We start from the raw sequence: 8935 nt of genomic DNA on the forward strand, positions 1-8935 counted from the left end.
TATGTACGAACTCGGAGTGGTGTATCGCAACATAGATCGCGCGAATGCCGATGCGGCCGCCAAGCTCGGCGCGCTCGGTTCGGCGACCGTGCACGAAGCAATGGGCCGTGTCGGCCTGATGAAGACTTATATGCGCCCGATTTACACCGGCGCGCAGGCGAGCGGCACGGCAGTGACGGTGCTGCTGCAACCGGGCGACAACTGGATGCTGCACGTCGCGGCCGAGCAGATTCGCCCGGGCGATATCGTCGTGGCCGCATGCACGACGGACAATACCGATGGTTTCTTCGGCGACCTGCTCGCGACGAGCTTCAAGGCGCGTGGCGCGCGGGCGCTCATCATCGACGGCGGCGTGCGCGACGTGCGCGTGCTCACGGAGATGAACTTCCCGGTCTGGAGCAAAGCGATCTCCGCGAAAGGCACGGTGAAGGCAACGCTCGGCTCGGTGAACATTCCGGTCGTGTGCGCGGGCGCGATCGTCACGCCCGGCGATGTGATCGTCGCGGATGACGATGGCGTCGTCGTGGTGCCGTCCGCATCGGCGCAGCAAGTGCTCGACAAGGCTGTCGCGCGCGAGGCGTTCGAAGAAGAGAAGCGCGCGAAGCTGGCGAGCGGCGTGCTCGGCCTCGACATGTACCAGATGCGCGAGCCGCTCGAAAAGGCCGGCCTGCGTTATATCGACTGATGCCGTCGACCATGACCATCACCGGCATTTCATCGATGGCCACGCGCGGTGTGCTCAACGAACTCGCTTCTGCATTCGAAGCGCGATCGGGCCAGCGCGTCGCGATCGAGTCGACGGGCGGCGTCGCGGCGCTGAAACGTATCGAGGAAGGCGAGGCGTTCGATATCGTAGTGCTCGCCTCGGATGCGATCGAGCGTCTCGTGGCAGCGGGGCGCGTCGCTGTGGATAGCCGCGTGCGCATCGCGCGCTCGGGCATCGCGATTGCCGTTGCGTCCGGTGCGCCGCATCCTTCCATCGACGATGAAGCCGCCGTGCGCGAAGCCGTGCTTGCGGCGCGCAGCATCGGTTATTCGACCGGACCGAGCGGCGTCTATCTCACGCGCTTGTTCGAGCGTTGGAGTATTGCGGAGCGCATTGCATCGCGCATCGTGCAGGCGCCGCCGGGCGTCGCAGTGGGTACGCTCATCGCGCGAGGCGAAGTCGAACTGGGCTTTCAGCAGATGAGCGAGATGATCGGCGTGGCGGGCATCGATGTGCTCGGCATGTTGCCGTCCGCGATTCAAACGCTGACGGTCTTCGAAGGCGCGCTATGCACGAGCGCTTCGGCGCTTGCCCGCGAGTTTCTCGACTTTGCAGTTTCACCCGATGCCGACGCAATGAAAGTGCGGCACGGGATGGAGCCTGTTCGATAAGAAAGCGCTCAGCGAGCGCTTTCCTGCATCAGCACATCATTCCGCCACGGCGTAGCGTTCGAGCCAATGCGCATACGGCGCAGGCAAGGCCCACGACGGCCGCTCGACGTTCAACTGCTTTGCCGCCTGGTACGGCCAATGCGGATTCGACAGATGCGCGCGGCCGATCATCACGAGATCGAGTTGCCCCGACGCGACTGCATGCTCGGCGTTAGGCGGCGAATCGAATCCCCATGCCGATGCAACGGGAATCTCCGCTTCGCGGCGCACGCGCTCCGCGACCGGACCCAAGAACGCCGGTCCCCAGGGAATGCGCGCATCGGGCGTGGAAAAGCCGACGCTCACGCTCATCAGATCGAGGCCTCTGCGACGCAGCGTCTTCGTCAGTTCGATCGATTCCTGCAGCGTGGTTTCATCGCGGCCATCGTATTCGACGACGCCGAAGCGCGCCGTCAGCGGCAGATTCTGCGGCCACACTTCGCGCACCGCATCGAAGGTCTCGACGAGGAAGCGGCTGCGTCCCGCGAGATCGCCGCCGTATCGATCGTCGCGCTGGTTCGCATCGACGGAGAAGAAGCTTTGCGCGAGATAGCCGTGCGCGAAGTGCAGCTCCAGCCATTCGAAGCCCGCTTCGCGCGCACGACGCGCGGCAGCGGCGAAGTCCGCCTTCACGCGCTCGATTTCTTCCAGCGTCATTGCCTTGGGCACTTTCGGCAAGCCGCCGCCGAACGCGACGGCCGAAGGCGCGAGCGTGTCCCAGCCGCGATCGTCGTTCCCGGCGATGTGATCGTCGCCTTCCCACGGACGGTTCGCGCTCGCCTTGCGGCCCGCATGCGCGATCTGGATGCCGGGCACCGCGCCCGCCGCCTTGATCGTCGCCGCGACGCGCTTCATGCCTTCGATTTGCGCGTCGTCCCAGAGGCCGGTGCAGCCCGGCGTGATGCGCCCTTCCGGCGATACGCCCGTCGCCTCGACGATCACGAGGCCCGCGCCGCCGCGCGCGAGACCGGCGTAATGGCTGAGGTGCCAGTCGTTGACGAAGCCGTCGATGGCGCTGTACTGGCACATCGGCGGAATGGCGATGCGGTTGCGCAGCGTGACGTCTTTCAGTGTGAAGGGAGTGAAGAGTGCTGACATCTGTGGTTCTCGGTTTGACTTGAGGGGACGAGATTAACCGGTCAGTGTCATAATGAAAACTATCTACGGGTTATCGATTCGATAAAATTTTGTGATGCTCAATCCGCAATGGCTGCGCACTTTTCTCGCGCTCGTCGATCTCGGCAATTTCACGCGTGCGGCGGAACGTCTCGATCTGACGCAGGCCGCCGTGAGCCAGCATCTTCGTCATCTCGAAGATCAACTCGGCCTGCTCGTGGTTCGTCGCACGCGCGGTATCGAACTGACGCCTGCGGGCCGTGCGCTGCTCGACTATTGCAGTGAGATGGAGCTTGCCGGCAAACGTCTCGCTTCGCGTTTGTCCGACAGCGAGGACGAAGCCGGCGAGATCGGGTGGATCACGCCGGGCAGCATCGGGCTCGTGCTGTTTCCGCTATTGCTGGATTTGCAGCAGCAACGTCCCGAATGGAAGATGCGTCATCGCTTCGCGCCGGATTCGGAAGTGCTCGAAGCGGTGCTGGAGAGCCGCTACGATCTCGGCATCGTTGCGTTGAAGCCGGACGATGCGCGTCTTGCCGCGAGCAAGTTCATCGAGGAACCGCTGGAGCTCGTCGTGCCCGCGAACGCGGACGTGCATGAGTGGAGCGATCTGGAACGGCTCGGTTTCATCGACTATCCGGAAGCGCACATGACCGCGAGCCGATTGCTGAGCCGGCGCTTTCCGGGCAATCCGGGCGTTGGCAGTTTGCGACGGCAGGGGTTCAGCAACCAGATCAGTCTCATTCTGGAATTCGTCGCGCGCGGGCTTGGATTTACGGTGATACCGCGTTATGCGCGAATTGCATTCGGTAAGCCGGAGGCGATCGGTGTCGTGGAATGTGGCGCGCCGGTGGTCGATACGCTTTGGCTCATTCGGCGCGCGGAGTGGCCGCTGCCGGTGCGGTGTGTACGGACTGTGGAGTATTTGAGGGAGCGGGTCAGGATGAAGGGGTAGTGATTTGTTGGGGCCCGTAGGCGTGTTGGCTTGTTGGCGTTGCCCCTGTGCGGGGCGGCCGTCACTCTCTTTGCTGCTGCAAGCGAGAGATCGGGCGCAAAGCGTTATGGGGCGGGGTTTTAAAAGAAAATAGCCGACGCCCGTTCTCTCTCGTAGCAGCATCAAACTAGCGGATCAACGATTAGCAGGAGACGCCTGATCGCATGGGTTCGGACAATCTCCGGGCAAACAGCGGGGCAGAAACTCGACTTCAATCTGATTCCTTGCCGTCGCTGGAGTCGCCGCGGTGTTTCTCCAAACCTCGGTCGCCGTTGCAATCCTGCTCGCCACGACTCCGAGACTCTGCAGATAACTGCTCACCGCTTTCGCCCGCAAATCGGCGATACGTTGGGCATCAGGTTGATGTTCATCAGCAAATCCATACACGGAAACGGGCCCCCTGTCCGCTACGCTGTCACGTACTGAAACTACTAACTCCGCAAGACGAATTCGATCCTCATTGGATAGGGCCGTCGTTGATCCGTAAAGCCTTATCCCGTACTGCATTGCAAAACTACACGCTATCGCTTCGCTGGACCCGCACGTCAAAAGAGAAAGAATCAGAAGCGAGCACGTAAAAAGCGATGTTATCCGCATTCTTGATCGCCATGTCTGGCTCACTTTGTGCGAGTTGTAAGCCGAGGCGTGGTCCGTAAGTGTTTTTGTAGTCGAGTGCTGCAAAAGTATCATAGAAATGAGTGCATTCGTGCAAGATGGTGAGTTGCATAGAAGACAACGTGCCCACAGTCGTCTCTGGTAGGACGCAGAAGTTTCGCGTGATCGCGATGGTGTGCGTCGCTGTATCGGGTCCGCAAACATGTGCTACTTCTCCCCGTGTGTCCGGATTCGGCACGCATCCGAGAATGCGCTCATTCTCCGGATCGGGGCGGATAAAGTTCTTCGGCTCAAGGCCCTTCATGACGACTAGAAGCGCACGCAATCTCTGAATCAGTTCTGCGCGAGTCCGGTCGTCAGTGTTGCCGATCCACAGTTTCATTCTGGCTTGCGCCGACTGGCTCCATGCTGTTAATTCTCGAATGCGTTGTTCAACGATGACGACCGCATCATCGCGCAACTTAAGAACCTTTTTCCTAAACGCAGCATTCGACATGTTTTCGCAAATCGGGTTTACGTCCACGAGGAACTCGTGCGTCGAATTTTCAATCGTATTAGTGACGATCGTTCCGAGATAGAAAAATTCCTGCTCTGCCATGTGCTCAGTGCTCGATTTCGAAGCGAAGGTTTTCCGCAGTGTTCGTTTTGATTCGTTCGGTCCGGCCCGATGAATCGGTCATGCCTTCAAAGGTGCGCCCGGACGCGCCACGCGCCCTATAACGCACCCCTGCGAGCGGTTCGCCAGTAGAGCGGGATCGAAGAACCACTTGCTGGTCGAAGACCGAAGCGAGAGACGGAGACCCAGCAAACGACGCCGCGCCCCTGCTTTGCGGCTCATTACTTCCGCTGTCGACTTCCAGAAAGATGCCCGGATTGCTTCCGACGATGACCCGATTCTTCCCACAAGGACAAAGAACCCTGTCGCCCTCAACGACAACGCTGCGCGTCTTTTCGGTCATGCCGTCGCCGGTGCCGAATATCTTGTAGGCTCCCTTGCAGTTTCCGCATGTGGCTTCGTCGCCGCTGAGGGCGACTTGCCGTCCATCGTCGAAGATGGTTGACGAATACGCGATCACGAATCCGCGCGTAGTGGTCGGATCGCCATGGCGTATCGCAGCTTTACGCATGCTTCGCCCCGGACTCTGACGCATAAGGCGGCACATACCCCGGTTCGAACAGTCCCGGAATCGCCTCGCCTTCTTTCACGGATATGCCGAACACTGATTGGGGCGTGGTTGCAATTCGGTCGCCGTTGCTCAAGCGCGAGCCTATTAGCGCGAATGGCTTGTTGGCACATGTTGCGCCAAAACCTGAGCCGTCGAGAATGGTGGCTTCGCTTCTTTTGTCCATGTCGTTATCCCGATTATTGTTATGGATAACGAACATATCGGATCAGAAAGCCGATTGGAACAAAGCCGGGTAATTTTGTGTCGACGAGCTTGGACAAACTTGATGCTTGACCACCCGAGCGGGTGCGCGATGAAAAATCGGGACGTGAAAAGAGGCGAAAGCATTGCTGCTTTTCAGCAGCAATGCTTTCGCCGTGATTCCGCCGCCCCGCCTATGGTCTTATCTCGAGGCAGCACGGTCACTTGGGAACGAACACGAAACCCGAAAGCCCCTCAAACCCCCGCCCGCATCCCCTCATCGTGAAGCCGGAACGTCTCCACCGCCGTTCGCAGCGCGCCCGCCTGATCTTCCAGCGATTGCGCCGCCGCCGCAGCTTCCTCGACCAGCGCCGCGTTCTGTTGCGTCACTTCGTCCATCTGCGTGACGGCGCGCGCCACCTGATCGATGCCGCTGCTTTGCTCTTCCGATGCCGCCGCGATCTCGCCCATGATGTCGGTCACGCGCTGCACTGCCGTGCTGATTTCCGTCATCGTGCGGCCCGCTTCGTCGACGAGCGCAGTGCCCGATTGCACGCGTTCCACCGAGTTGTCGATCAGCTCCTTGATCTCCTTCGCCGCCGCCGACGAACGTTGCGCGAGCGAGCGCACTTCGCCCGCCACGACCGCGAAGCCGCGTCCTTCCTCGCCCGCACGCGCCGCTTCCACCGCTGCGTTCAACGCGAGAATGTTCGTCTGGAACGCTATGCCTTCGATGATCGTGATGATGTCCGCGATCTTCGACGAGCTGTGGTTGATCTCGCCCATCGTCGTCACGACCTGCGAAACCACATGGCTGCCCTTGCCCGCGATCTCCGATGCATTCGCGGCCAGCACGCTCGCCTGACGCGCGTTGTCGGCGTTCTGTTTGACGGTGCCCGTCAGTTCATCCATGCTCGACGCGGTTTGCTGCAAGGCGGAGGCCTGCTCTTCGGTGCGCGACGAAAGATCCACGTTGCCCGCGGCGATCTGCTTGGTCGCGGATGCAATCGATTCGCTGCCGCTGCGAACCGTGCGCACCGTGTCGATGAGGCTCGCCTGCATCGTCGAAAGACCGCGCAGCAACTGGCCCATTTCGTCGTTCGACGTCACCTTCACGGTGCTGCGCAGATCGCCGGCCGCGATGGCGTCGAACTGGGCGAGCGCTGCATCGAGCGGACGCGCGATACGGCCGCGCAGCGAAATCCACGTATAGAACGCTGCGGCCACGCCCACCAGAATCGCGGCGATGCTGCCGATCCGGAACATGCCGAACGTCGCCTGTCCATCATCGTACGCAGCCTGAGCCGATTCGAACTGCAGCTTGCGCACCGCGGAGCCCGATTTCGCGAACTCGTTGAACGCCGCCTGCATTGCGCTTGCGTCGGCGATGATCTTCGCGTGATCCTGCGCGCGCACATCGGCATAGCCTTGATCGATGAGCTTTTGCACCGTGAGACGTTGCGCGTTGAACTTGTCCGCGAGTTCCTTTTCGCCGGCGCCTTGCGGCAGGCTGGCGTATTTGGTCCAGGCGTCGTCGGAAGTCTTGCGCATCAGCGCGCCGCGGCCGATCGCATCTTCCGCGGCGGGCGTGCCCACGTTGAGCGCCGCGCGGTCGAAGCTCAGACGCTCGCGCGCCATGAACATCTCAGCATTGCCGATCGACACCGCGCTCGGCATTTCATTCGTGAACAGGTCATAGGTGACCGAGTTGGACCGGCTCATGCCGATCAGACCGACCAGGCCGATTGCGATCAGAAGCGCGCTCAGCAGCGTCATGGCCAAGGCCAGCCGGCCTTTGATTGTCGAAAACATAGCTCTCTCAAGTGGCTGCATCGCAGGTGCGCGTGCGCGAGGGCGACGATGCGACGCCAGCTTGCGCGCCCGATGAAAACCATCGAGCAGCCTGTATAACGACAGCACGACGATCGCCTTTAGGGGACGCTTAAAACGCTACGAAACGCTTACACCGTAGACTTGGCCCTGATTCAGGAAATCGCGATGCAAAAACCGGCCTAAACTTCATCGTCTCAGGGAAAGAGATCCGCGCATGCCTGCCGACGCGCCGCAGCAATTCCGTCTCGCCAGCGAGATCAAGGTCTGGCCGCTTCTGCGGGCGGTCGTCGCGCTGTTGCCGTTCGTCGCGCTCGCGCTCGTGACTGGCAATACGCTGTGGATGAAGGCATCGCTGCTCGCGATCTCCGCGGTCATCGCGGAAGACCGGCTCGCGCTCAGGCCGGTGGCTGTCGTGGCGCACGGGCTCGCGATCATCGCGGGAACGTATCTGCTGCTGCTTGCCGAGCTGGTGCCGGCGTTCTTCATCGTTGCGTGCATGCTGCTCGCGGCGTGCGTGATCTTGCTTGCGTCGCGCGGCGAGAGGTTGCGCACGCTTGGCAACTGGACCTTCGTCCCGGTGCTCATTCTGGCGAACGAACTGCATGGCGGGCGCACCGTCGATGCATTGGTGCGCGCAGCGCCTGCTTATTTGCCTTATCTGCTCGTGGCGCTGATGCCGGCGGTGTTATCGGCTTATATACGTTCGCGAGGCAAGCCTGCGGCGCGCTGGTCCAATCTCGACGATTTCGGCGCGCGCACGCCTTTGGGCGAAGATCTTGCCGCGATGCTTGCGAGCGTCGGCATTGCGGCGGTGATGGTCGTCTACGGGCGGATGGAGCATGCGCAATGGGTGATTTGGGGCGCGGCGAGCATCGTGACTGGCGCGGTGGATACGGCGCGAGCGAAGTTGCAGAACCGCGCGATCGGCGTGATTGCGGGTGTGCCGATCGGCATTGTGCTCGGGCGCTATGTCTTGCCGCATTCGGGCATGGCCGTCACGCTCGCGACGCTCGCGGGCTTTCTCACGCTGGTCGCGTTCCAGCGCTACATCGTGGGATATTTCTTCCGTTGCCTGTTCGTGGCCCTGGCGATCATGCTGGCGAATCAGTCGGTGGCTGAAGCGTTCGAGCGGCTAACGCATGTGCTTGCGGGCGGCGTGATCGGCATTGTGTGCGTGTTTGGCATGCATGCGGCAGCGAGCCGTTTGTCGCGATGAGGTGAGGGCGAGGAAGCGAACGCGCGAACCCGCGTGACCGGTCGGCCGCGAAGCGGGCCGGAGCTTGCAAGGGCTGCGCCAGCGAGCTAAGCGGTGCGAGGTGACAGACCGTGCGCGATCCAAGCCCGGTGAGACTTATGAGGGCACTTGCTACTCCGGGGGCCATCAGGTCGATCGCCTGTGCCGCGGCCGGCGTGAAGTGCTTAGGCTGGGGATAGCTGCTTTCTTTGGTGACTTTCTTTGCAGCAGTGTATAGACCGGGGACATAGTTGACAGATTTGGCGGGGACATGGTTGACACTTTTGGGCATCGAAATGCCTGGACTGACCATGCCTTGGAACCCGCAAAACACCATGCAACTTCGCCTCGAATTCGTCA

10 protein-coding genes are annotated in these 8935 nt (G+C 61.3%); 4 read left to right on the top strand and 6 right to left on the bottom strand.

Annotation, left to right across the window (positions count from 1 at the left end):
- The first annotated feature begins 1 nt into the window (after position 1).
- Together ligK and AWB74_RS32330 are read left to right on the top strand one after the other, a co-directional pair.
- Positions 2–685: a 4-carboxy-4-hydroxy-2-oxoadipate aldolase/oxaloacetate decarboxylase gene (gene ligK / locus AWB74_RS32325; RefSeq protein ID WP_061150682.1), complete on the top strand. Its 684-nt coding sequence runs from the start codon at positions 2–4 to the stop codon at positions 683–685.
- Between the two features lie 11 nt (positions 686–696).
- Complete coding sequence (locus AWB74_RS32330; RefSeq protein WP_235024765.1) at positions 697–1377, top strand: substrate-binding domain-containing protein; 681 nt, start codon at positions 697–699, stop codon at positions 1375–1377.
- 36 nt (positions 1378–1413) lie between these two features.
- Here the strand turns inward: AWB74_RS32330 and AWB74_RS32335 are convergent, their stop codons facing one another.
- Positions 1414–2514, bottom strand: coding sequence for an NADH:flavin oxidoreductase/NADH oxidase (locus AWB74_RS32335; RefSeq protein ID WP_061150684.1), 1101 nt, complete (start codon positions 2512–2514; stop codon positions 1414–1416).
- A gap of 94 nt (positions 2515–2608) precedes the next feature.
- Here AWB74_RS32335 and AWB74_RS32340 point away from each other — a divergent pair, with 94 nt between their 5' ends.
- Positions 2609–3487: a LysR family transcriptional regulator gene (locus AWB74_RS32340; RefSeq protein WP_061150685.1), complete on the top strand. Its 879-nt coding sequence runs from the start codon at positions 2609–2611 to the stop codon at positions 3485–3487.
- A gap of 174 nt (positions 3488–3661) precedes the next feature.
- Here AWB74_RS32340 and AWB74_RS48705 read toward each other — a convergent pair whose 3' ends face one another.
- The 5 genes from AWB74_RS48705 to AWB74_RS32365 all read right to left on the bottom strand — a co-directional run bounded on the left by AWB74_RS48705 (position 3662) and on the right by AWB74_RS32365 (position 7320).
- Positions 3662–4123: an OmpA family protein gene (locus AWB74_RS48705; protein WP_087039325.1), complete on the bottom strand. Its 462-nt coding sequence runs from the start codon at positions 4121–4123 to the stop codon at positions 3662–3664.
- On the bottom strand, positions 4041–4739 hold the full coding sequence (locus tag AWB74_RS32350; protein WP_061150686.1) for a M35 family metallo-endopeptidase: 699 nt from the start codon (positions 4737–4739) through the stop codon (positions 4041–4043). The genes AWB74_RS48705 and AWB74_RS32350 overlap by 83 nt, the downstream gene beginning before the upstream one ends.
- Before the next feature lie 4 nt (positions 4740–4743).
- Complete coding sequence (locus tag AWB74_RS32355) at positions 4744–5268, bottom strand: PAAR domain-containing protein (RefSeq protein ID WP_061150687.1); 525 nt, start codon at positions 5266–5268, stop codon at positions 4744–4746.
- On the bottom strand, positions 5261–5491 hold the full coding sequence (locus tag AWB74_RS32360; protein ID WP_143749358.1) for a hypothetical protein: 231 nt from the start codon (positions 5489–5491) through the stop codon (positions 5261–5263). The genes AWB74_RS32355 and AWB74_RS32360 overlap by 8 nt, the downstream gene beginning before the upstream one ends.
- 272 nt (positions 5492–5763) lie before the next feature.
- The gene (locus AWB74_RS32365) at positions 5764–7320 is read right to left on the bottom strand and encodes a methyl-accepting chemotaxis protein (protein ID WP_061150689.1); all 1557 of its coding nucleotides are present in this window, start codon (positions 7318–7320) and stop codon (positions 5764–5766) included.
- A gap of 235 nt (positions 7321–7555) precedes the next feature.
- Here AWB74_RS32365 and AWB74_RS32370 point away from each other — a divergent pair, with 235 nt between their 5' ends.
- On the top strand, positions 7556–8557 hold the full coding sequence (locus AWB74_RS32370; protein ID WP_061150690.1) for an FUSC family protein: 1002 nt from the start codon (positions 7556–7558) through the stop codon (positions 8555–8557).
- The last annotated feature ends 378 nt before the right edge of the window (positions 8558–8935 follow it).

It is taken from the genome of Caballeronia arvi (assembly GCF_001544695.2).
GTDB lineage: Bacteria > Pseudomonadota > Gammaproteobacteria > Burkholderiales > Burkholderiaceae > Caballeronia > Caballeronia arvi.

Bases quoted from the DNA above. Each gene is read 5' to 3' on its own strand.
- AWB74_RS48705 (WP_087039325.1), bottom strand. From the start codon at position 4,123: ATGCGGATAACATCGCTTTTTACGTGCTCGCTTCTGATTCTTTCTCTT.
- AWB74_RS32370 (WP_061150690.1), top strand. From the start codon at position 7,556: ATGCCTGCCGACGCGCCGCAGCAATTCCGTCTCGCCAGCGAGATCAAG.
- AWB74_RS32360 (WP_143749358.1), bottom strand. From the start codon at position 5,491: ATGGACAAAAGAAGCGAAGCCACCATTCTCGACGGCTCAGGTTTTGGC.
- AWB74_RS32330 (WP_235024765.1), top strand. From the start codon at position 697: ATGACCATCACCGGCATTTCATCGATGGCCACGCGCGGTGTGCTCAAC.
- AWB74_RS32355 (WP_061150687.1), bottom strand. From the start codon at position 5,268: ATGCGTAAAGCTGCGATACGCCATGGCGATCCGACCACTACGCGCGGA.
- ligK (WP_061150682.1), top strand. From the start codon at position 2: ATGTACGAACTCGGAGTGGTGTATCGCAACATAGATCGCGCGAATGCC.
- AWB74_RS32340 (WP_061150685.1), top strand. From the start codon at position 2,609: ATGCTCAATCCGCAATGGCTGCGCACTTTTCTCGCGCTCGTCGATCTC.
- AWB74_RS32350 (WP_061150686.1), bottom strand. From the start codon at position 4,739: ATGGCAGAGCAGGAATTTTTCTATCTCGGAACGATCGTCACTAATACG.
- AWB74_RS32335 (WP_061150684.1), bottom strand. From the start codon at position 2,514: ATGTCAGCACTCTTCACTCCCTTCACACTGAAAGACGTCACGCTGCGC.
- AWB74_RS32365 (WP_061150689.1), bottom strand. From the start codon at position 7,320: ATGTTTTCGACAATCAAAGGCCGGCTGGCCTTGGCCATGACGCTGCTG.